This window comes from Neisseria macacae ATCC 33926 (assembly GCF_022749495.1).
GTDB classification, from domain to species: domain Bacteria; phylum Pseudomonadota; class Gammaproteobacteria; order Burkholderiales; family Neisseriaceae; genus Neisseria; species Neisseria macacae.
This window is the reverse complement of the sequence record NZ_CP094241.1, coordinates 1,928,946-1,949,107: the sequence shown is the minus strand read 5'-3', so window position 1 is coordinate 1,949,107 and position 20,162 is coordinate 1,928,946. Positions and strand designations below refer to the sequence as shown.

The following is a 20,162-nucleotide window of genomic DNA, read 5'->3' as shown; positions in this document are numbered from 1 at the left end:
TCTGAAACCCAAAAATCTAAAAAGGAACACCCATGCAAACCCTGACCATAACCCGCCCCGACGATATGCACCTGCACCTGCGCGACGGCGACGCGCTCAAAGCCGTTGCACCCTATACCGCCCGCCAGATGGGGCGCGCCGTCATCATGCCCAACCTCAAACCGCCCGTCGTCGGCGTTGCCGACGCGCTTGCCTACAAAGCGCGCATCATGGCGGCGTTGCCCGAAGGCAGCGCGTTTGAGCCGTTGATGACGCTTTACCTGACCGACCAAGCCACGCCCGAGCTGGTGCGCAAAGCTAAGGCCGCCGGTATCGTCGCCTTCAAACTCTACCCCGCAGGCGCGACGACCAATTCCGATTCCGGCGTAACCGACCTGTTCAAACTCATCCCCGTGTTGGAAGAAATGGCAAAACAAGGCATCCTGTTCCTCGTTCACGGCGAAGTAACCGACCCCGAAATCGACATTTTCGACCGCGAAGCCGCCTTTATCGAGCGCGTAATGAAACCCGTTTTGGCGCAAGTGCCGAATCTTAAAGTCGTGTTTGAACACATCACCACCGCCGAAGCCGCCCGCTTGGTTTTGGACGCAGGCGACAACGTTGCCGCCTCCGTGACCCCGCAACACCTCCTGCTCAACCGCAACGACCTCTTGGTCGGCGGCGTGCGCCCCCATCATTTCTGCCTGCCCGTACTCAAACGCGAAACCCACCGTCAGGCATTGGTCGCCGCCGTTACCGGCGAGAAGGCGCATAAATTCTTCCTCGGCACTGACTCCGCGCCGCACGCCAAATCCGCCAAAGAAAACGCTTGCGGCTGCGCCGGCATGTTCAGCGCCATGACCGCCATCGAGCTTTACGCCGAAGTGTTTGAAAAAGCAGGCGCGTTGGACAAACTCGAAGCCTTCGCCTCGAAAAACGGCGCAAGGTTCTACGGCATTCCCGAAAACACCGACACGATCACCCTCGTCAAACAAAGCCAAACCGTCCCCGCAAGCGTTCCCTACGGCGACGGCGAACTCGTCCCGATGCGCGCGGGCGGCGAGATAGGCTGGACAGTCAAATATTGAGCCGCACACCATGACCGCATGAAAATGCCTGCCCGAAAAGAGGCAGGCATTTGGGTTTGATGAGGGAGCGGATAAAGGGCATCCTTAGGCTGTTTCTTAAACCACTTATGTTCTGCAAGAAGACAGCGGCTTGATTACGTTTGATATTGTCAAAAAGGTCGTCTGAAAACGGGTATGGCGGATTTTGCGCCAACCTGTTTTCAGACGACCTTTTTGTTTTTTAAATTTTAAACATCAATCTTTCAACAAAGCCCCCGCCAGCCAAATATTGAACGCTACGCCGACCGTGACCGTAATGCCGAAGGCGGCGACGGCGGGCGTGCCGCTTAGGGCGAGCAGGGCGAAGGAGATGGCGGTAGTGGCGGCGGCGAGCAGCATCCCGCCCAGCCGCGCGGGTGCGCTGTGTCGCGCGGTGAGGGCATAGACGGCGTAATCGACGCCGATGGCGGACACCAAAAGCAGGCCGAACATGGCGAACAGGCTGACGGGGATGCCTGCCAGACCGAGTACGGCGACGGTGCAGACAGCGGCGGCAAGCGGTACGGCAAGGATTTTGGTGCCGCGCTTCATGCCGAACATACGCCATAAAACCAGCCATGCCAGCGCGTAGGAGGCCAGTTTCAACCATGCCGCCTGATTGCGCGTATGGTGGAAAAGGTCGTTCAGGTGGGCGCGTTTGTCCGCCCAATGTACGCCCGCTACGCTTTGCGCGGCGGAGCGGACGGCGGTGTCGTCGGTCATGCCGTTCAGGCGCACGATGGCGGCGAAACGGCCTTTTTCGACTTCACCCAAATACAGCGGCCGCCAGGCTTCCGCCAAATCGGTTTTCAGCGCGTCGGCAAGCGTCAGCGGCGGCGCATCGGCGGCTTGCAGCAGCGCGTTGCGTAGGGTTTTGTGCGGAATGCCGATATCGACAAGCGGTTGGCGGCTTTCGGGCAGCTTGGACAGCTCGCGCAGGCGGTTTTGCAGTTTTTTCTGTTCGGATACGGGCATCAGGAGCTGGTCGGGAGATTGGAAGCTGACGAGCTTGCCTTGCGCGACTAAAGGTTGCAGCGCGCGGCCGAGTTCGGCGGTTTTCATCAATAAAGCGTCTTCGCTCGGCGCTTCGGCAACCAAGTATTTGCCGCCGAAATCCGCGCCGCTCAACTGCCCGATGCGTTGCACTTCCGCCAGCATTTCAGACGGCATGTTGACCCACTGGCGGATGTCGTCGCGCCAGTCGCTACGCCACAGCCCGACCGCCAGCAACACGCTGCCGACCATCAGCCAGCCGCGTTTGTGCAGACGGATTTTCAGACGACCCGACAGCGCGTAGAGCCGTTCGGTCAGCGCGGCAAACGGCACGGTTTTGGCGCGGTAACGCTGAAACAGCGGCGGCAGCCACAACACCGTCGCGCCAAACGCGCCCGCCAGCGCAAATCCTGAAAACACGGCGGTCTGCCGCAATACGGGCAGCGGCGTGAACCACAAGAGCGCGTAGCCCAATACCGTAATCAGCAGGCTGACGGTAAAGCTCGGCAAGACATGTTTCATGGCGGGTTCTGCCTGCCAGACGGGGTCGTCTGAAAAAGCCGTTTTGCCGTTTTTCACCCGTGTGCCGAATACCGAAGGCGCGAGCCAGTGCAGCGGGAAATCCACCAACATCCCGACCAGGCTCGTGCCGATGACGATGGTCAGGATATGCACTTCGCCGAAGAACAGCAAAGCCGCCGCCAGGCCGGTCAGCATACCCGCCGCCAAAGGCAGCGTCAGCCAGAACACGCGGACGCTGCGGAATACCCACAGCAGCAGCGCGAAGGTCAGCAGCATCCCGACCGTACTCATCAGCCGGCTTTCCTGCTCCGCCTCTGTTTTGGATGCGGCGGCAAACAGCGCGCCGCCTGCCGCCAACGTGTCCGCGCCTTTGGCTTTTGCCAGTTTGCGGCTTTCCGCCATCAGCGGCAGGAGGGCGTCGTTGCCGGAAAAATTGTCGCCCGCCGCCAGCCGTCCGCGCAGCCAAACCCAAGTTTTCCCGTCATCGCCTTCGGTGAACAGCATTCCGTTGTCCATGTTCCACTGCAAACGGCTTTGCGGATTCGCTTTGCCTGCGACAAAACGCCCGAAGCCCAGCCAGTCTTGTTCCAAAGACAAAGGCGAGGGCGCGGCAAACGGGTTGACCGCCGCTTCCGCCCGCGCCTGAAAATACGCTTGCGGATGCTCAAACAGCAGGCGCACCTGTTCGTTTGGCAGCAGTGCCAGCCCCAGCTTGCCGATGTCCTTGCGCACCTTGTCCAAGTCGGGCGTCACGCTGCTGTCCACTTGCTCGAACACACCGCTTTTACGCCACAAAGCCGCAATCTCGGAGGTCGTCTGAAACGCCGTTTCCGCGTCTTTGCTGCCCGCCAGCAAAATCACCTGCGTGTTCAACTGCTCTTCGCCCGCCTTGTCCGCCGCCGTCAAAAGCGCGTCAGGCTGCTGTTCGCTCGGCAGCAGCGCGGTCAGGTCGGTTTGCAGCCAATTTTGCGTGGAGACGGTGTAGATGAGGAACAGGGTCAGCAGGGCGGTGAAGATGGTGTAGGCGCGGCGGTAGGTAGTCATCATTTTTCAAATGGGTTTGAAGTGTGTCTACGGCATTTTATGGGGAAGTCGGGTGCATTGACAATCCGAATGGATAATCGGCAGGGGAAAGAAACAGGTCGTCTGAAAATGTGTTTGAAACAGAAGACAGTTTCGGATTTTCAGACGACCTGTCGGCGCGGAGGCAGCGACGTATTTCGGAACACGTTTCGCGTTTGCGACCTCATAGAATTTCTGCGCGCGCCATCATGATTGGGTTGGGTTTGTCAGATGATAAATCGTCGGCAAGGCACAATGTTTCTAAAATATCGGCAACATCCTGCCAATAATATCCTTGCGTTTCAGAGTGCGCAGCCGCCTGACGGGACGGCCTTTCAGCTTCTTTAGTTTGTCCGCCCAAGGTAACGGGAACGCCGTGTTCCGCGCCGTGTTCGAGCAAAATCCAAATGCTGCCTTCGCGCGTATCGGCGTGGGTGGCTTGGTGTTCGTATGCCCAACCGACTGCGGCCTGTCCGCCGTTTGGCAAGGATTGTGCGGCGAGCAGCAGGGGGTGGAAACGGGTTTCCAAATGGCGTTCGGTGGCAACCGCCAACGTTGCGCCGTGCGTGCCTAGGGTTTGCGCGGCATGAAAAACGGGGGCGTTGTGCAGGTTGGCGATGAAGTCGAAAGGCATGGCGGCATGGTGGTTGAGCACGTTGTCCGCCATTTTTTCAAACACGGACGGCGAGGAAAACGGCGTGCCGAGGAAGACGGCGCAATCGGGGCGGATTTTGCCTTGTCCGCGCAGCAGGTCTGTACCTAGTGCGGCAATCAGGCTCAGGCGGCTGAGGCGGCGGGCGTCCGTGCCGCTTTGCTGTTGCAAGGTTTGTTTGAGGATTTTGTTGCCGACGGCGGCTTCGGTATCGAAACGCGCGGCGGCGGTGATGCGGATGTCGGGGTTTATGATTGCCATTGCCATACCATAGCTGTGTTGCTGCCGCCGAAACCGAAATGGTTGGCGAGACAGAAAAGGTCGTCTGAAAAACGGATTTCGCGTCCTTGATAATCGGTGCCGCCGCCTTGTTTCAGGGCGGACAAGAGCAGCGCGGTTTCGAGGGCGGCGGTTGCGCCGAGGGTGTGGCCGATTTGCGCTTTGAACGCCATCAGCGGCGGCAGTGCGCCGAACACGTTTTCCAGCGCAGCCAGTTCGGCGGCGTCGCTGTCGGCGGTACCGATGCCGTGGGTTTTGACGGCGGCGATGTTTTCGGGTGCAACGGCGGCGATGTTTAAGGCGCGGCTGATAACTTGTTCCAACGCCTTACTGTTGCTTTGAATCAGGTCGTTGCCGGTATTGGCGGCGTGGCCGACGAGTTTCAGACGGCCTGTACAGTCGGGTGGCGAGGCAGAGAGGGCGAGTGCGGCGACACCTTCGCCCAAAATCAGACCGTTGCCGCCGAAGGGCCGATAGCGTTCGGTAAACAAACCCAAGCTGTGAAAATGCAGCAGGGTCAGGTGGTTAAGGTTTTCGATACCGAGGACGAAGGCGCGTTCCGCCCCGCCGCGCAAACAATTGTCTGCCTGAATCAGCGCATGGGCAGACGAGGTGCAGGCGGTCGCCAAACTGAAAATCTGCCGGTTGCCGCTGCGTTTGCGCAAATCTTCGGCAAGATAGAGCAGGCCGTGTTCCCCAATGTCCGTATTGCCCGCGCGGCGGCGGTTTTCGTATTCGGCGATGGCGTAAGAACTCGAACCGATGAACACCGGCGCGTCGTGCCAGCTTTCAGACGGCCATCCGGCATCTTCGGCGGCGCGGCGCAAATGTTGTTCGGCAATATCTGCAAAAGCGGTACTCCCCAAGCTGTCGTCGGCAAAAGCGCGGAAATAAGCGGCCTGCTGCGGCTGGTTTAAAAACGTATAAGACACCGCATCGGGTCGTCTGAAATCCGCCTGCGGATTCAGCGCGGAAGTGGCCGCCGTACCGCAAACCCAGCTCACGCTCCATGCTCCGCGCGGACGAACGCCGCCAAATCGCGCACGCACATCATATGCTTGCGCACCATGCGGTCGCCTTGCAGCCGCACTTGGAAATACTGTTGCAGCGCGACACAGATTTGCAGCGCGTCGAGCGAATCCAAATCGACAGGGCTGCCGTCGCCGAACAACGGCGCATCGTCGGTAAAGTCTTCAGCAGCAACATCATCGGTCTTGTCGGCTTCTTGCAGAATCAGCTTTTTCAATTCCGCTTCCAGCGCGTGTTCTGCCAAGGTAAAGGTGTAGGACATTTTTTGCTTTCGTGTTTGGGGTGGGGATGGATGTCGGCTTGTGTTTTCAAACGGCCTAAGGTTTTCCAAACTGATATAATTTTAATTTCTCATGCAGCATTTTATCATGCCTCTATCTGCCTATCTCGCTCAAATGCAAATGTCTTGCTAAAACTGAGTGATAAAGAAACTTAAAATGATTGGGTTTTATTTAGAAAAAGCAGATAAAATATGGATGGCTAAAATTTGATACGTTATGCATCATGCTGCCGGTGTGGTTATAATGCGCCGATTTTTTACAAATTTAAGGAACATTGAAAAAGTGAAAAAAGTATTGTTTTTCTCTGTGGCTTTAATGGGTACGGCTTTTTGTTATGCGCAAGAAAATGCTGCCCATAATAAAGATGTTTGCCCTAAAAGCATGCTGGAAAATATTGAAGAGGTTGACTACGATTGCCTAGATATACTGGATGGGCGACTGGCAAAAGAAATTGATGAACAATATAAAATACTGTACCAACGGGTAAAGAATAAAGATGCTGCCTTACATGGTTTGCCAGCTTCTTATTTTAATAAGGTACGTAAAACTTGGGGAGAGTATAAAGAGCAACTTTGCTCTGACCCGAAAAATGACAATGATCTGAAATCTGCGGCTGATTGGTATATCCTTAAATGCAGCATTGAACAATCACAAGCGCACCTGAAAGCCTTGAAACGTTTTTAACCTCTGTTATCCACTATATGGGAATCTTTATATGAAAAAATTATTTATTTTGACATCGCTCACTTTCTCGGTTGCAGCTTTTGCGGCACCTTCTTCGGAAGGAACTGAAAATGAGATAAATAGCGGGCTGTATAACATCGATTTTCGTGCCGGAAACGGTAAGATTTATTGCGGCGGCGATGCGAAAACATCTGATTTGGCTCAGGGTATATCATGTCTGACTGAAATTAAAGGCAAACCTGTTTTACCGCGTCCCAAGGATTGCGACCTCGAATGGGGCGGAACATTTTTCTTAGGTAAAACCGGCAAAGCAGATATGGTTTGCCACAGTGATTTTCCTTTTAATCCTAAAGCCCGTATCTTGAAAGACGGAGAAACAGTGAAAGGCAATGGCTGGCAATGTACGGCTTCTGGTTCGGAGGTGACTTGCTCCAATCAAGATAAACATGGGTTTAAGGTTAGCCAAAAAATGCAGAAGTTGTTTTAATACATATAGTGGCCGTATGTTTACCTGATGGGGTTAACAATAGAGTTGCTATGGGGTTGTCTTGATTATCGAAGCAATTTGAAATTGTTATAGCTCTAAAAAAAAGCTGTCCGAAATTTAAACATAATTTCGGACAGCCTTTTTTATGGTTTTGACAAGGTTTTTTAGACTCTTTGTCAACTGTAGTGGGTTGATGAAAAGTTATAATCTGGAGAGGACTAAATCAGTCCTCTCCTTTTTGATGTTCAAAGCGATGAGGATTCTAGTTTTAAAATTGTCAAAGTTCCGAAAGCCGAAAGCGTTTCGCTTGATGACTTTGATGAGGTTGTTAGTAGCTTCTAGTTTTGCGTTTGAGTAGGGCAGTTCCAGTGCGTTCAGGATCTTATCCTTGTTTTTCAAGAAGGTCTTAAAAACAGTTTGAAAAATAGGATTTACATAAGAAATGGTATCTTCAATGAGTCCAAAGAAATGCTCAGTTTTTTTCTCTTGAAGATGTTGTACAATGTGAAAGTGGTCGAGGACAATTTTCGCAGAAGGAAATAGTTTTCTGGCAATATCGTAGTAGGGGCTAAACATGTCATTGTAATGATTTTCAAGCTTTTGAAAAACGCTGTGGCGTTAGTAAGCTGTGGCTTGCTCGCTTTTGGAGCGGCGCAAGTCCAAGCTGATGAGCAAAAGTTGCCGTCAGGCACACCTTACGACCAAATCGGTCAGAAGATTGAAAATTACTACCAAAAACACGAAAAAACAGCCAGTCTGCTCCCTTTGCTTGGTCGCTCTGGCAACACCTGACTTGTGGGCTTATTTTGTCTACCATGCTGCTACTTTTCTTCTTTATCCAAAGCGTCCTAAAACTTAGTAGCTCACAAAGCGACCGTGTTTGGTTTTCTATGGGCTTTGCGGCAATAGGTGCTAGCCTTCTGATTAGCTTGATTGCCCCATTTTTCATGCGCTCCAAATTCCAAGTGAGCAAGAGTAAAAAGGTCTTGACCTGCTTAACCAGCAGCGCTTCGCTTATTACAATACTCAATCTCCTCTACTGGTCTCTTTATCAGTGGTGGACGCTCTATTAAAAGAAAGGAAAACGATGACTCATTCTCAAAAAATCGAAACGATGATCCGAAATGGCTCCGACCAGCTCTACACCATCTGCTACCCCAATCCCGACAAGGAAACGATTATCTTGCTACACGGTGGACCGGGAGCACCTGACGACTTTCTTTGGTTTGCGCCAGAGTTTGAAGAAAACTTCCAAATCATCACCTTTCACCAGCGGGGAACCAGAAAATCTCCCTGCCTGAGCGGTGATTATAGCATAGAAGCCTACATAGCAGACATTAACACAATCGCCAACCAATTCGGACTAGAAAAATTTCACCTTTTTGGACATTCCTGGGGCGGTCTGTACGCGCAAATCTACGCCAATAAAAATCCCGACCGCCTCCTTAGTCTCTTGCTTTCCTCGTCAGGAACAGGGACAGGCTCCCAGTGGCAAGAAATGGAAAAGGAGATGATGCGCTACAATCGAAAACACTGCACTTTTCTTGAGTGGACGAAAATGGGGCTCAACACTCTGCTTGGCGGTCTCGGTAGTTCCAAGGCTTCGCAGGCTCTCTTTCGCCAAGTTGTCCGTAATTACAATGCCGACTATCCAGCCTTTCATGATGTGAAACTAGACATGAGCAATGTTTCAGTCCAGGCAAGCAATCAAACGAGAAAGGAAATCACTGCCTACCCTCTCTTGCCCCGCCTAGAACATCCTCCTTTTCCTATCACTGTGACCTTTGGTGACAATGATATTTTTGGTGCCAGTGGACATTTTGTCATCAGCCGCTACCCTAGCGCCCAAGTCTTTACGATTAAAAACAGCGGCCACTTCCCATTTCTTCATAATCCGCAGGATTACTTTGCTATCTTGCACCAGCATTTTCAACCTTAGCATGAACCTCTAAAGTTTTCCAACTTTAGAGGTTTTCACTTATCTGCAACTTATCCCTCTTTTTCGGGCTCTTTGTCAACTGTAGTGGGTTGATGAAAAGTTATAATCTGGAGAGGACTAAATCAGTCCTCTCCTTTTTGATGTTCAAAGCGATGAGGATTCTAGTTTTAAAATTGTCAAAGTTCCGAAAGCCGAAAGCGTTTTGCTTGATGACTTTGATGAGGTTGTTAGTAGCTTCTAGTTTTAAAACCGTACCTGCGTCTGCAACTGCCTGCGGTAAACCAGCACGGCGGCAATCAGGGTCGTGGAGGAGAAGGCGGACAGTAGGATGAGGTAGCGGCTGATTCCGTCCAGTCCGCTGCGATTGAGCAGCAGTTCTTGAAAAGCCTTCAAGCCCCATGCCATCGGGGAAATCCAAGTGAGTTGCTGCATGGTTTCGGGCATGACGTGGGCGGGTACCATAATGCCGCCGATTGCCGCCATCAGGATGATGCCGCCGCCGCCGAGGACGACGGCGTGTTCGGTGGATTTGGCGCAGACGCTGACCAAAAGCGCGTAGCCGAGTGCGGCGGCGCTGACGGCGGCGGACAGCAGCGCGTAGGGAACAAGGCTGCCGTTGAGTATGAGGGCGGGCACGCCGATTTCGGGCAGCAGGTAGCGGCCGAGCAGCAGCATTCCGACAAATTGGAGCTGGTTAATCAGGAAATAGGGGACAAGTTTGGCGGCAATCAGGCCGGACGCGGAGGCGCGGGCGAGGCGCAGGCGGGTGATGGTGTTGGTCTGGCGTTCCAGCGCCATGACGTTCGACAGCGGTATCATAATGAAAAACATACCGAAAATCAGCCATGCGGGTACGCTGTGCTGTACGGCGTTGGGTTTTTCCACCGTGCCGCTGCCTGCGCTCAGATAGTGTTCTTCCAGCATTTTTTTATCTAAAAAGCTGCGCACGGCGGCGAATTGTTCGTCGTTTTTTTCATCGACTTTTTTCTGGATGTCTTTGCGGATGGAACGGGGCAGTTTTTTATTGTCGATTTTGATGCCGTCGTTGTTGTCGAAATAAGCGTCCAGCCGCGTTTGGGTGTAGTGCTGCTGCAAAACGCCTTTAACCGCCGCCAGCCATGAAGGCTCGGTATCGGGCGGTACATAGATTTGCAAGGCTTTGTTGTCGGCGATTTTGCCGGAGGCGGCGTTCGGGTTGTGCAGCACCAGTTGGAAACGCTTGTCGTGCAGACCGTTTTGCGCGTCGGTCAGTTTTTCAGACGACATCAGCGTGACATGAATCTGCTCTTTTTCCAACGCGGCTGCCAGCGCGGTATTGACGCTGTCGTCTGCCGCGCCGACCAGCGCGATGCGGCTGTCGGTGTGCGGGTCTTGGTCGCGGCTCAGCGCCAACGACATAATCAGCATGAAGGCGATGGGCATCACAAACAACACGGCCAAACCGTGCAGGTCGCGGCAGAGCAGTTTGAGTTCTTTGAGGAGGGAAGAGGTTGTCATTGTGGGTTTTGCTTATCTGTTGCTGGCTCATCTTTGCGCAGGAAATCAAGGTAAAACGTTTCCAGCGAACCGTGTCCCTGCTGGAAGTAGCGGATTTGCGCGCCGCTTTGTTGCAGGGCGGCGTAAACGGCGGCGGCATCGTGCGCCGTTTCCATCATGCCGCGGCTGTCCACTTGCTTTGCACCCAAGGCGGCCAGCGTTTGAGGCGGCAGCGGCGGTTCGACGGTAAAACGCACGACGCCTGTTTGCGTGCTTAAAAGCTCGTCCAAACCGCCGTGGTACACCAGCTTGCCGTGTTGCAGCAGCGCGATTTTGCCGCAAAGCTGCTCGATTTCCGACAGATAGTGCGAGGTGTAAACCACCGTTACCCCCTGCCGTGTCAAATCCGCCACGCTGTCGAGGATAAAGCGGCGCGACTGCGGGTCGATGCCGACTGTGATTTCGTCGAGGAACACCAGTTGCGGCGTGTTAATCAGGCCGATGGCAAAATTCAGACGACGTTTAAGTCCACCCGAAAGATGCTTTGCCGCTTTGTTTTTGTGGGCGGTCAGGTCGGTCTGTTCCAACAGCGCGTTCAGACGACCCTTGTCGCGTACTTTATAAAGCGAGGCGAAAAACAGCAGGTTGTCCCACACAGAAAGCTGCGGATAAAACGCGAAATCCTGCGGCACCAAACCGATTTTCTGCCGCTCGCTGCGGCTCAACAGGCGCAACGGCTTGCCGTCAAACAAAATTTCGCCCTGCCGTACTTCCTGCAAGCCTGCCAAAAGCGACATCAGCGTCGTTTTCCCCGCACCGTTATGACCGAGCAGCCCCAAACATTCGCCGTCGGCAATATCGAACGACACATTGTCCAGCGCGGCGGTTTCGGCTTTGGGATAACGGTGGGAGAGGGATTGGATTTGAATCATGGCTTCCAAATTGCCCTTTAATGAATATTCATAGTAATGCATCCCACAAATAATGGCGCTGGAATTTACCGTCCTTAAATACGAAACACATACCGAAAGAACCGGCATCATTATTCACCGAATTAAACAGATAAAGCGTCTTGTCGGTACGGCGGTAATAGGCTTCCCAGCCATCATACGCATTGCTGCCGCGTGCAGTGGCGGCAAAATCGGGCAAGAACAGCCCTTGCAGTTCGGCAGCGGGAACTGCTTGACCGTTTAGCGTGATCTGTTCTATGGCAAAGACGCTTTTTGGAATGGAGCCATCTGTGCCATAAAATGGTTTGCCCCGATAGAGAGGAGCGTTGTCACTATTTGGGGCTGTACCTGAAAAGTCGCTGCGTTTGGGGTGGATGCGCCGGGCGGCGATGTGTACCGTTTGACCGTTGCCGGACAAAGTCAGTGTGTCGTCGCGACCGAAGTGTTCACGCAGTGTAGCGAAGTTTTTGTCGGAGGCGGGAAATATCAGGCGGCTGCGGTGGATAAAGCCGTAATCGCCGATGGCAGCCTGTTGCAACAGTGCGGTACAGAAATTCGGATTGTCGTTACTGGCTTCGCCCACGCAATTCAACGGCGTGTCGTTGGGAATTTTTGCCAAAACTTTGGCATTCAAATCAGGATTTTCGCGCAAATTGGTGTAGCCGTCGGCATCATGCACCAAGGCAAAGCCGTCCGGCGGCGCGGCATGGGTTAAGGCGGAACACAATAATAGGAGTGTGGCTAAGTAACGCATTTTTATTATTTCTTTGAGTTTTCAGACGACCTTTTCGAGCGATATTTAAATCGCAGCACCCCATAAATAACGGCGCTGGAATTTACCGTCCTTAAATATAAAGCAAACGCTGAAAGGATTGCCGTCTGAACCTTGTCTGCCAAACAGATAAAGCGTCTTATCGCTGCTGCGGTAATAAACTTCCCAGCCTTGATAGATATTGCTGCCGCGTGCAGTAGCGGCAAAATCGGGCGAGAACAGTCCTTGCAGTTCGGCAGCGGGAACCGCTTGACCGTTTAGCGTGATGCTTTCAAGCGCGAACACACTTTTGGGAATGATAGAGTCGACACCATAGAACGGTTTGCCTTGATAGAGACGCGCCGTGAAGTTGTCTTTGCTGATACCTGAGAAATCACTGCGTTTGGGGTGGATGCGGCGGGCAACGATGTGTACCTTTTGTCCGTTGCCGGACAAAGTCAGCGTATCGTCGCGACCTGATTGTTCGCGCAGGCGGACAAAGCTTTTGTCGGCGGCGGGAAATATCAGACGGCTGTAATGGATAAAGCCAGAATCGTCGGCGCTTGCCTGTTGTAGCTGAACAAAACAGAAGTCCGACCTGGTTTCATTGAGTTCTTCCACACATTCCAACGGCGTACCGTTGGGGATTTTTGCCAAGACTTTGGCATTCAAATCAGGTCTTTTGCGTAAGTTGGTGTGTCCGTCGGCATCATGCACCAAGGCAAAGCCGTCCTGCGGCGCAGCGTGGGTTAAGACGGAACACAATAATAAGAGAGTGGCTAAGTAACGCATTTTTATCATTTCTTTGAGTTTTCAGACGACCTTTTTTAGCGATATTTATAGCGCAGCATTCCATAAATAGCGGCGCTGGAATTTGCCGTCCTTAAATATAAAGCAGACATCGAAACTACCGGCGCCCGAGCCTTGTCTACCGAATAGATAAAGTGTCTTGTCGGTACGGCGGTAATAGGCTTCCCAGCCTTGATATACATTGCTGCCGCGTGCAGTGGCGGCAAAATCGGGCGAGAACAGTCCTTGCAGTTCGGCAGCGGGAACCGTTTGACCGTTTAGCGTGATACGTTCAAGCGCGAACACGCTTTTCGGAATGGTGCTGTCTGTGCCGTAGAACGGTTTGCCTTGATAAAGGCGAGCGGTATATTTGTTTTTGCTGATACCTGAGAAATCACTGCGTTTAGGGTGAATACCCCGAGCAACGATGTGTACTGTTTGTCCGTTGCCAGACAAAGTCAGTGTGTCGTCGCGACCGAAGTGTTCGCGCAGGCGGACGAAGCTTTTATCGGAGGCAGGAAATATCAGACGGCTGTAATGGATGAAACCGTAGTCTTCTGCGGCAGGTTGTTGCAGCTGGGCAGTACAGAAAGTCAAACTGCCTTCGCCGCCATCACCCAAACATTCCAACGGCGTGCCGTTGGGGATTTTTGCCAAGACTTTGGCATTCAAATCAGGGCTTTCGCGGAAGTTGGTGTGTCCGTCGGCATCATGCACTAAGGCAAAGCCGTTCGGCGGTGCGGCATGGGTTAGGGCGGAACACAATAATAAGAGAGCAGCTAAGTAACGCATTTTTATCATTTCTTTGAGTTTTCAGACGACCTAATTTCAAAACTGTACGCGGCGGATTGAGTTATGCCGCATGATTCCCCATTATTTCAACAATCCTCGCCACAACGCTTCTTCATCATCCGCAATCTTGCGCAAAAATGCGGCGATTTCGCGGCAGCCGTTTTCGGACGGCTTTTTGCACTGCTTCACGCACATCGCTGCAAACTGCCGCCATTGGTCGCCGATGGCGGTCATTTGTTCCGAGGCCGTCTGAAACGCGGGGTTGTCGCAGATACGGGCGGCCTGTTCGAGGAAATAGGCGTAGATATAGCGGAAACCCGCGCCGCCGGTGCCGATTTCTTCCTGCATCCGCACGAGATGGCCGAGGAACAGCTTTTGGTATTTTGCATTTTGTTTGGCAGGCAGGGCTTCGATGTTTTTTGCCAACGTGCGGATGCCTTTGACGCCGACGAAAAAAACGGGCGGGAGCATTTGTTTGGCGTTTTTGCGTATGGCTTTGCGGATGATGGCGGGTAAGTCGGCCTTAACTTTTTCAGACGGCCTGTCGTTTTCCAGCGTGTACATCATGCCTTTGGCGGCCAATACGCCTTTGGCGAAACGCGCCCGGTGCAAATCTTCGGCGGCGCAGCGCTGCACTGTTTCAAACACGGGGTCGCTGATCAGGTAGTCGCCGCCGTCTTTGCCGTACACCAAGAGATTGTGCGCGTTGAAATGGAAACGCATTTGCGGCGGGAAATACGGCAGCCAGAATACGGAAGTCTGCAAACCCGCCAGTTTGCCCGATGAAAGCGCGGCATCCAGCGCGTCTTGTCCCTTTTGGGCATTGGAAAATTTGCGGGCGGACAATTTCAGCCCCAATGCCTTGCAGGTGTTTTTGATGATGCCGCGCGGTGCGATGCGGTAGGAAACCAGCGGCATGCCGCCCAACTTAACGACGGGCAGCCAGACAAAGGTCAGCGCATGGGCGATGCCGAAAATCATGGCTTCGTCCAAGTCGTGGCCGTGGTATTTGAGCAGCGTGGACATTACGCCGCTTTCGCAGTGGGCGGTATGTTGGTGTGGGAATTCGGTCATGAGGGTGTCAATCGGGTGTCTGTTTAGAGTAATTTATAGTGGGTTCATTTTAAACCAGTACGGCGTTACCTCGCCTTGTCGTACTATCTGTACTGTCTGCGGCTTCGTTGCCTTGTCCTGATTTAAACTGAGCCCACTATAGTGATTAGGCGGCTGTGTTTCAAACACAGATGAGGTCGTCTGAAAAACAAATCAGGGCAGGTTGCCGCCGTCAGCAAAGGTCGGTTCGCCTTAATCCGCGTCCGTCCGCTTCAATTCGTCTATGCTGATTTGCAGCGCGTCGGCGTATTTTTGCAGGGTTTTGTCGGGCAGCTTGGCGAAGATTTCGGGACGCAGGTGGCGGCGGAGCTGCCATTTCCATACGCCCGCGGCCATTGCCAAACCGGCTTCGTCGTGGCGGAAGCGGAACATATGGTAATACAGCGGCGAATATTCGCCCCGTGCCACCGCTTCGCGGGCGGCGCGGGTTTGTTCGTCGAGTTCGGCGACCGCCATTTCGGTGGCGTAGGCTTCGTCCTGCCAGCCGCTGCTGGTACCGGCTTCGTAGCGCCCGTCGCGTGTGCCGTAAATGACTTTCAGATGTCCGTGGTAGCTTTCGCTGTCATCTTGCGGGATGTCTTTGATTTCCATAGTTTCAGACGACCTTTTTTCAGTTTGCTATACCGCTTCCAAAAGCATAAAGCAAGTTGAGAAACGCCCGCTTTCGGGAACGTAGCACAAAACTTTTTGACCGCGCTCCAATGGGAAAGTGCGCATAAATTCTTCAAGGATGATGTAAATCGATGCCGAGCCGGTGTTGCCTTTGGTGTAGAGGTTGGTAAACCATTTTTCCTGCGGGATTTCAAAGCCGATATTTTTCAGGCCGTCTGAAAGGCGGTCGCGGAAAAAGCCGGAAGAGTAGTGGGGCAGGAACCAGTCGATTTCGTCGGCGCGGATGCCGTGTTTGGCGGCGATTTGCGCGAGCGGTTTTTCTACTGTGTAGCGGACGATGTTTTCGTTCAATAGTTTTACGTCCTGCTTGACCACCATCAGGCTGTGGCGGCGGCTGTATTCGGGATCGGCGTGTTTCCAGCCTTCGAACACGCCGTCGCGGAATTCTGCGCCGGCATACATGCAGGGCGGCATTTCGTTGGCGTAGGAGAGCAGCTCTATCCAGCGGATTTTCAGGCTGAGGCCGTCTGAATTGGGGCGGTCGGACAAGTATGCCGCGCCTGCTCCGTCCGACAGCATCCAGCGCAAAAAGTCTTTTTCAAAACCGATTTCGGGGGAGGCGTTTTCCAGCTTTTTATGGTCGGTTTCGTGTTGGAACACTTCGCCGCGCATCACCGCCGAAGCGTTTTCCGATGCGACGGCGACGGCGTGGGCGTGTTCGCCGGTGCGTACGGCGTTGTAGGCGTGTTTCATCGCCGCCATGCCTGCCGCGCACACGCCCGCCATGCTCAACACTTCGCAGGAGGGCATCTCCAAGAGGCCGTGTACCATCACGCCATGTCCGGGCATGGTTTGGTCGGGATAGGACGTGGCGCACGACAGACTGGTGATGTCTTCAGGCTTGATGCCTTGTGCGAACAGCCGGCGGACTGCCTCGGCGGCAAGTTCGGCATTGGTGTGCGTGGCGCGGCGGCTGTCGGGGTCTATGGCGTAGTGCCGCGTTTGGATGCCGTTGGAACGCAAAATCATGCGCCGCACGCGCGAGGGCAGCTCGCCCGCCATGCCGAGTACGGCTTCTATCGCATCATTGCCGACGGGCGTGTTGGGCAGGAAGGCGGTGGTACGGTTGAGGTAAACGTTTTTGAGTGTGTTATTTGGAATCATGGTTCTTTGTTATATGGCGAAACAAAATATGGATACTACGGCGTTGCCTTGCCTTGTTTTGTCTCACTATGATAAGTGGTCAGCCGATAAACCGCGCCGCGTAATCGCAGCTTGCGGTGAGCGGGATGCCGTGTGCTTCGGCATATGCCGTTAACGCATCCACCAGCATTCGGGCAATGCCCTGATTGCGGAAATTGGGCGAAACTTCGGTATGGTCTACGTCCCAACTTCCGTTGTGTTCGGTATAACTGATGTAGCCTGCTTCCAAACCGTTGATGTCGATTTGGAAGCGGCGGCGTTCGGGGTAATGGATCACTTCGGGCATGGAGTGCTTTCTGTATTTGAGGCCGTCTGAAAAGCAAAACTGTCGTCGGCCGTTGCTGTAAAACATTTTGGTCGTTTTCAGACGGCCTCTGCCAACGTCGGTGCGGCTTCCGGCGTCAAGCCTTAACCGCTTTGGCGAGTGCCGAAGCTGTCAGCATCTGCGTGCCGAACCAGCCCCAATAAATGCGGTGGTGCTTGATTTTGCCGCTTTCCAGCCGCATCACTTCCAAAATATCCACCTGATCGCCGTCGGGCGTCTGGCGCGGGTATTCCCACACCAGCGTATCGCCCGTAACGAAATAGCGGCCGTCCCGATACCAGCGCACCAAATCGTTGGGACGGCGGCGCGTGCCTTCCTGTAAGAAACGCAGGATTTCGGCCTTGCCGCACAGGATGCCGCTGTCGGTATCCATAATCGCGGGCACCAGCGGGCTTTCAAATACGGCGTCGTCGGCATACAGCGCAATCAGCGCGTCGGTGTCGCGGTTTTTGGCATATTCGTGCCAGTCGCGGTAAATGCGTTCAAAATCGTCCATATACAGTCTCCTTACAGGTTGCCGCCCGCAATCCGATTCATCCGCCGGAAGGTTGGCCGTAATAATCCGCCAGTTTTTTCAGACGGCCTTTAAGCAACGGATGCAGCAGTTTTTTCACCAATACGCTCACCGGTACCAACACCAGAATCATAGCCAGCAGAAACAGGATATAAAAACACAGCAGGGTGCGGCGAAGCAGGGGGGACACACGTCCGGCGGCCATCAGCAGCCTGCCCCACAGGAAAAAACTGCGTCCGGCGGCTTTTTCGCTGAAAATCAGTTTTTCGTTTACCTTGGCCGCGCCCATGTTTTGAAACAGGGTTTCGTCCAAGGTTTTGTTTTGCAACAGGGTATCCCGCATTTTCGCACCGAAGCGCGCCGCGTCGGCCAGCTCTCCGTCTGCGATGCCGGCGGAGGGCAGGGCGCGGAAGTATTGTTTGTCGCCCGACAGCAGCCATGCGGGGGTGGTGATGAAGCTGGCGGCGCTGTTGCATGCGTCGATTTTAACGATGTTGCCGATGAGTTTCGCGCCGTTGCGTGCCAAAAGCGACTTCATTTTTTCCTGCGCGCCCAACCACATATTGCGGCAGCCGATAAGCGTTACCACGGGTTTGCCGTTGAGCAGGCGGCGGGTTTCTTCCCGTTGCAGGAAGGCGGTAATCGGCTGGGCGGGAGAGAGGAACCAGACGGTATAAGCGATAACCACGGCGTCGTAATCGTCGGCGGGAATGGCGGGCGGCAGAATCGGCGCGGGTTTCAGGTGGACGGTTTCGGGAAAGGTGTTGAAAAACCGCCAAAACGACCACGGGAACGGATACGGCTCTTGCGGCTCAAGGTTCACGCAATCCACATGGACGCCGCCCTGCCGCAAAGGTTCGGCGAAATTCCGCACCAGTTCCGCCAGCTGTCCGGTTTGCGAGTAATACACCAGCAGCACTTTTTTCACGTCGTTTCCCATTATGTATTAACAAAAATTATTCGATGAACGGCTATTATAGCTTTTCTGTAAAATTATTTAAAGAACAATAAGGTAAGGCGGATGAAACGGAGGCCGTCTGAAAGGGTTTAACCGGCGTGAAAACGACTTTCAGACGGCCTCTCCTTCATCATTCAGGCAGGCTTGCTGCGAAACCTTGTGCCCGCAAAGATGTATATGAAATCGCCGAATAAAAAATAGCGGCGGCACACCATCCGGCGGATACAAAGGCAGGCCTGTATTGAGATTTGGCAACAGCCCTTTCTCCCGCAGGGGAAGGGGGGCAAGATTGCCGTTGCGGTGAAAAGGCCGTCTGAAATTCCGTCGCTGCCGCGGCCTGCATTTGTCGGGTATAAATGCCCGATTAACGCCGCTTAAACTCGACCCGTTTTCAGGTTTTCTGACAATCTGCTTTCTCTCCACTCATACGGGGAGAGGGGGAGGCAACAGACCGTCAGGTTTGTTTTTTCGAGAGATTTGGACGGCCCGGACTTTCGGGAAGCCTGTCGGATGGCGGCGCTTACAAGGCTTTCTGGGAGAAATCGTCCAGCGGCTTGCCGGTTTGCACCTCTCTGAACTGCATCACGGTTTTGTCGCCCTGTTTTTCGTCCAACTCGATTTTACGCACCACGTTATCGCCGCTGATGGCGATGCGGTTGAAAATCTGGCGGGTAACGGCGGTTTTCGGCGTCAAATTCAGCGTCCATTGCTTTTCAGTGCCGGAGAGGGCGAGGTTGAATTGTTTTTCCAAGCCTTGCGTGTTGCCGCCGAGCAGGTCGAGGAAGAGCTTGATTTGCTGACTTTGTCCGACCTTGCCTTGGTTGGGGTTGGTCCATGCGCTGCCGTTCCATTGCATGATGCCATCCGCACGCACGCGCAGGGTGGTTTCAAACGGTTTTTGCATTTGCCACAACAAGCCTTTTTTCGGTATGAGGACGAATTTCCCGCCGGTAATCATCGGTTTGCTCAGGGATTTCAACTGCCGCTGCTGGGTAAACGCGCCCTGTACGTTAGACGGTTTTTGCAGGGTTTGGGCGAGTTCGGCGGTGGAAAACGCCCACAAGGCGGGGCTGGCGAGGGAGAGAAGGGCGGCGGCGATGGTTTTTTTCATCTTCAATTTCCTTTGAATGTTTCGGATGTCGGGTTTGTGCTGCGGTTTCAGACGGCCTGAAAAGTCGGATGCCTTTTCACGGCTTCCAGCCAACTGCCGGGCGTTTGAAACTGCATCAGGCCGTCTGAAAGCGAAACGGCGGCTTGGGTGGTCGAGGCGCGGGTCAGCTTTTCGTTGGTTTCAACATCATAAATCGTGTAGTCGATACGCAGGCAGCTTTCGATTTCGACGATGTCCATATCGACGCGGATTTTTTGACCGAAGCGGGCGGGGCGGATGTATTTGAGGTTCATCTGCACAATCGGCCAGCTGTATCCCTGCCGCGCCATTTCATTGTAGTCGTAGCCGATGGCGGACAAAAAGGCGCAGCGGGCGGTTTCGAGGTATTTCACATAGTTGCCGTGCCAGACGATGTGCATGGCGTCCACATCGAAAAACTGGACTTCGATTTCAAAGCTGTGGCGGCAGTAGATGTGTTTTTTCATGAGGTTCCTTGTGTGGGGCGCAAGCGGCATAGATTATATAGCGGATTTGCTGCCAAACGGTAAGGCGTTG

General features: G+C 53.7%; 22 protein-coding genes and 2 pseudogenes. 4 read left to right on the top strand and 20 right to left on the bottom strand.

The features are described 5' to 3' along the window. Positions 1–32: 32 nt before the first annotated feature. Positions 33–1,067 carry a dihydroorotase gene (pyrC, locus tag MON40_RS09380; RefSeq protein ID WP_003777603.1) on the top strand — a complete coding sequence of 345 codons (1,035 nt, stop codon included), beginning with the start codon at positions 33–35 and terminating at the stop codon, positions 1,065–1,067. Between the two features lie 234 nt (positions 1,068–1,301). Here pyrC and MON40_RS09375 read toward each other — a convergent pair whose 3' ends face one another. From MON40_RS09375 to MON40_RS09360, 4 genes are all read right to left on the bottom strand, one after another. Further along, the gene (locus MON40_RS09375) at positions 1,302–3,647 is read right to left on the bottom strand and encodes an MMPL family transporter (RefSeq protein WP_003777607.1); all 2,346 of its coding nucleotides are present in this window, start codon (positions 3,645–3,647) and stop codon (positions 1,302–1,304) included. A 199-nt stretch (positions 3,648–3,846) separates the two neighbouring features. Next, complete coding sequence (locus MON40_RS09370; RefSeq protein WP_003777611.1) at positions 3,847–4,581, bottom strand: hypothetical protein; 735 nt, start codon at positions 4,579–4,581, stop codon at positions 3,847–3,849. After that, positions 4,563–5,597, bottom strand: a complete 1,035-nt coding sequence (locus MON40_RS09365; RefSeq protein ID WP_003777613.1) for a beta-ketoacyl synthase N-terminal-like domain-containing protein — start codon at positions 5,595–5,597, stop codon at positions 4,563–4,565. Before MON40_RS09365 ends, MON40_RS09370 begins: the two co-directional genes overlap by 19 nt. Beyond that, positions 5,594–5,884, bottom strand: a complete 291-nt coding sequence (locus MON40_RS09360; RefSeq protein WP_003763573.1) for a phosphopantetheine-binding protein — start codon at positions 5,882–5,884, stop codon at positions 5,594–5,596. The genes MON40_RS09365 and MON40_RS09360 overlap by 4 nt, the downstream gene beginning before the upstream one ends. Positions 5,885–6,185: 301 nt before the next feature. Here MON40_RS09360 and MON40_RS09355 point away from each other — a divergent pair, with 301 nt between their 5' ends. Further along, positions 6,186–6,587 carry a hypothetical protein gene (locus MON40_RS09355; RefSeq protein ID WP_039862921.1) on the top strand — a complete coding sequence of 134 codons (402 nt, stop codon included), beginning with the start codon at positions 6,186–6,188 and terminating at the stop codon, positions 6,585–6,587. A gap of 31 nt (positions 6,588–6,618) precedes the next feature. After that, positions 6,619–7,074, top strand: coding sequence for a DUF6636 domain-containing protein (locus MON40_RS09350; protein ID WP_003777618.1), 456 nt, complete (start codon positions 6,619–6,621; stop codon positions 7,072–7,074). A 201-nt stretch (positions 7,075–7,275) separates the two neighbouring features. Here the strand turns inward: MON40_RS09350 and MON40_RS09345 are convergent. Further along, a pseudogene (locus tag MON40_RS09345) lies at positions 7,276–7,653 on the bottom strand (transposase); the annotation flags it as partial. Positions 7,654–7,666: 13 nt separating this feature from the next. After that, positions 7,667–8,104, bottom strand: a complete 438-nt coding sequence (locus MON40_RS09340; protein ID WP_242925882.1) for a hypothetical protein — start codon at positions 8,102–8,104, stop codon at positions 7,667–7,669. Positions 8,105–8,161: 57 nt separating this feature from the next. Between MON40_RS09340 and MON40_RS09335 the strand changes: the two genes are divergently transcribed. Then, a complete protein-coding gene (locus MON40_RS09335; RefSeq protein WP_003767211.1) occupies positions 8,162–9,013 on the top strand; it encodes an alpha/beta fold hydrolase in 852 nt (283 codons plus the stop codon). A gap of 100 nt (positions 9,014–9,113) precedes the next feature. Here the strand turns inward: MON40_RS09335 and MON40_RS09330 are convergent. The 14 genes and pseudogenes from MON40_RS09330 to MON40_RS09260 form a co-directional block, all read right to left on the bottom strand. After that, positions 9,114–9,257 (bottom strand): annotated as a pseudogene (locus tag MON40_RS09330) (transposase); the annotation flags it as partial. Continuing rightward, on the bottom strand, positions 9,257–10,510 hold the full coding sequence (locus MON40_RS09325) for an ABC transporter permease (RefSeq protein WP_003777624.1): 1,254 nt from the start codon (positions 10,508–10,510) through the stop codon (positions 9,257–9,259). The pseudogene MON40_RS09330 and the gene MON40_RS09325, both read right to left, overlap by 1 nt. Beyond that, positions 10,507–11,421, bottom strand: a complete 915-nt coding sequence (locus MON40_RS09320) for an ABC transporter ATP-binding protein (RefSeq protein ID WP_009174199.1) — start codon at positions 11,419–11,421, stop codon at positions 10,507–10,509. The genes MON40_RS09325 and MON40_RS09320 overlap by 4 nt, the downstream gene beginning before the upstream one ends. Before the next feature lie 28 nt (positions 11,422–11,449). Further along, entirely contained in the window at positions 11,450–12,193 is a 744-nt protein-coding gene (locus MON40_RS09315) for an SH3 domain-containing protein (protein ID WP_003777627.1), read from the bottom strand. Between the two features lie 45 nt (positions 12,194–12,238). Then, a complete protein-coding gene (locus MON40_RS09310; protein WP_039862878.1) occupies positions 12,239–12,982 on the bottom strand; it encodes an SH3 domain-containing protein in 744 nt (247 codons plus the stop codon). Between the two features lie 45 nt (positions 12,983–13,027). Next, positions 13,028–13,771 (bottom strand): SH3 domain-containing protein, encoded by a 744-nt coding sequence (locus tag MON40_RS09305; RefSeq protein WP_039862879.1) that lies wholly within the window; start codon positions 13,769–13,771, stop codon positions 13,028–13,030. Between the two features lie 81 nt (positions 13,772–13,852). Beyond that, positions 13,853–14,845: a BtrH-related acyltransferase DarH gene (gene darH / locus MON40_RS09300; RefSeq protein ID WP_003777634.1), complete on the bottom strand. Its 993-nt coding sequence runs from the start codon at positions 14,843–14,845 to the stop codon at positions 13,853–13,855. 231 nt (positions 14,846–15,076) lie between these two features. Continuing rightward, entirely contained in the window at positions 15,077–15,475 is a 399-nt protein-coding gene (locus MON40_RS09290) for a DarG family dialkylresorcinol biosynthesis protein (protein ID WP_003777636.1), read from the bottom strand. 27 nt (positions 15,476–15,502) lie between these two features. Beyond that, positions 15,503–16,660: a beta-ketoacyl-ACP synthase III gene (locus tag MON40_RS09285; protein ID WP_003777638.1), complete on the bottom strand. Its 1,158-nt coding sequence runs from the start codon at positions 16,658–16,660 to the stop codon at positions 15,503–15,505. 79 nt (positions 16,661–16,739) lie between these two features. Then, positions 16,740–16,985, bottom strand: coding sequence for a GNAT family N-acetyltransferase (locus tag MON40_RS09280; RefSeq protein WP_009174195.1), 246 nt, complete (start codon positions 16,983–16,985; stop codon positions 16,740–16,742). A 115-nt stretch (positions 16,986–17,100) separates the two neighbouring features. After that, positions 17,101–17,520 carry a nuclear transport factor 2 family protein gene (locus tag MON40_RS09275; protein ID WP_003777642.1) on the bottom strand — a complete coding sequence of 140 codons (420 nt, stop codon included), beginning with the start codon at positions 17,518–17,520 and terminating at the stop codon, positions 17,101–17,103. Between the two features lie 37 nt (positions 17,521–17,557). After that, entirely contained in the window at positions 17,558–18,466 is a 909-nt protein-coding gene (locus tag MON40_RS09270; protein WP_039862923.1) for a hypothetical protein, read from the bottom strand. A gap of 550 nt (positions 18,467–19,016) precedes the next feature. Then, positions 19,017–19,607: a LolA family protein gene (locus MON40_RS09265; RefSeq protein ID WP_039862880.1), complete on the bottom strand. Its 591-nt coding sequence runs from the start codon at positions 19,605–19,607 to the stop codon at positions 19,017–19,019. A 47-nt stretch (positions 19,608–19,654) separates the two neighbouring features. After that, positions 19,655–20,092, bottom strand: coding sequence for an acyl-CoA thioesterase (locus MON40_RS09260; protein ID WP_039862881.1), 438 nt, complete (start codon positions 20,090–20,092; stop codon positions 19,655–19,657). Between the last annotated feature and the right edge of the window lie 70 nt (positions 20,093–20,162).

Bases quoted from the DNA above. Each gene is read 5' to 3' on its own strand.
- MON40_RS09375 (WP_003777607.1), bottom strand. From the start codon at position 3,647: ATGATGACTACCTACCGCCGCGCCTACACCATCTTCACCGCCCTGCTG.
- MON40_RS09310 (WP_039862878.1), bottom strand. From the start codon at position 12,982: ATGCGTTACTTAGCCACTCTCTTATTATTGTGTTCCGTCTTAACCCAC.
- MON40_RS09275 (WP_003777642.1), bottom strand. From the start codon at position 17,520: ATGGACGATTTTGAACGCATTTACCGCGACTGGCACGAATATGCCAAA.
- MON40_RS09350 (WP_003777618.1), top strand. From the start codon at position 6,619: ATGAAAAAATTATTTATTTTGACATCGCTCACTTTCTCGGTTGCAGCT.
- MON40_RS09335 (WP_003767211.1), top strand. From the start codon at position 8,162: ATGACTCATTCTCAAAAAATCGAAACGATGATCCGAAATGGCTCCGAC.
- MON40_RS09360 (WP_003763573.1), bottom strand. From the start codon at position 5,884: ATGTCCTACACCTTTACCTTGGCAGAACACGCGCTGGAAGCGGAATTG.
- MON40_RS09315 (WP_003777627.1), bottom strand. From the start codon at position 12,193: ATGCGTTACTTAGCCACACTCCTATTATTGTGTTCCGCCTTAACCCAT.
- MON40_RS09305 (WP_039862879.1), bottom strand. From the start codon at position 13,771: ATGCGTTACTTAGCTGCTCTCTTATTATTGTGTTCCGCCCTAACCCAT.
- MON40_RS09370 (WP_003777611.1), bottom strand. From the start codon at position 4,581: ATGGCAATGGCAATCATAAACCCCGACATCCGCATCACCGCCGCCGCG.
- MON40_RS09285 (WP_003777638.1), bottom strand. From the start codon at position 16,660: ATGATTCCAAATAACACACTCAAAAACGTTTACCTCAACCGTACCACC.
- pyrC (WP_003777603.1), top strand. From the start codon at position 33: ATGCAAACCCTGACCATAACCCGCCCCGACGATATGCACCTGCACCTG.
- MON40_RS09290 (WP_003777636.1), bottom strand. From the start codon at position 15,475: ATGGAAATCAAAGACATCCCGCAAGATGACAGCGAAAGCTACCACGGA.
- MON40_RS09265 (WP_039862880.1), bottom strand. From the start codon at position 19,607: ATGAAAAAAACCATCGCCGCCGCCCTTCTCTCCCTCGCCAGCCCCGCC.
- MON40_RS09260 (WP_039862881.1), bottom strand. From the start codon at position 20,092: ATGAAAAAACACATCTACTGCCGCCACAGCTTTGAAATCGAAGTCCAG.
- darH (WP_003777634.1), bottom strand. From the start codon at position 14,845: ATGACCGAATTCCCACACCAACATACCGCCCACTGCGAAAGCGGCGTA.
- MON40_RS09280 (WP_009174195.1), bottom strand. From the start codon at position 16,985: ATGCCCGAAGTGATCCATTACCCCGAACGCCGCCGCTTCCAAATCGAC.
- MON40_RS09325 (WP_003777624.1), bottom strand. From the start codon at position 10,510: ATGACAACCTCTTCCCTCCTCAAAGAACTCAAACTGCTCTGCCGCGAC.
- MON40_RS09320 (WP_009174199.1), bottom strand. From the start codon at position 11,421: ATGATTCAAATCCAATCCCTCTCCCACCGTTATCCCAAAGCCGAAACC.